Raw genomic sequence first — 643 nt, forward strand, 5'->3', positions numbered from 1 at the left:
TCATTTCTAGTGATATAATAAAGATATTATTCTCCTTATTTTACAAATTATTAACTTACCTTGATTATGTATTTTAGAGATTCAAATTGTTCCTTATCAGACTATATTAAATATAATAGAAAAAAATGATGAAGATTACAATTAACTCTTCTTAGGGATTTTTAAAAAAATGATTTAATCTATTTATTTCTACTTAAATAATTTTCACCCCCAGAGAATAAATTTGATCTCCATTTTAACACCTATATATTTTATTAATATAAAACAAGCATGATGCCAAATATCTTGACACCATGCTTATTACATATTCTTTCGAGAAGCAATATCCATATAATTATCTTTACGTTATTTTATTCCCAATTGAACAATTGAAGATAATTCATCAATATCCTTAACATCTTGAATAACCAATCCTGCTTGATTAGCCAAACGTTCTAATTCCGTTAAATAACGCTCTTTTCCTGAAAATAGTACATCCATTAACATGTCTAAATATATCACCGCTTTAGATTGTGGTTTTTTCATATAACTTATCAATAAAATCTTTGAATCATTATCCATTGCCTTACGGCAATTTTCTAAAATTAATACTGCTTTATCATCAGGCCAATCGTGGATAATATTCTTTAAAATATATAAATCA

1 protein-coding gene is annotated in these 643 nt (G+C 25.3%); it reads right to left on the reverse strand.

The annotated features are described in order from the left end of the window. Positions 1-345: 345 nt before the first annotated feature. On the reverse strand, positions 346-643 hold a 298-nt coding region (locus V2H77_RS00180; protein ID WP_341497195.1), incomplete at its 5' end, for a methyltransferase.

Origin of the sequence: Photorhabdus sp. P32, assembly GCF_038085095.1 — a bacterium.
GTDB lineage: Bacteria > Pseudomonadota > Gammaproteobacteria > Enterobacterales > Enterobacteriaceae > Photorhabdus > Photorhabdus luminescens.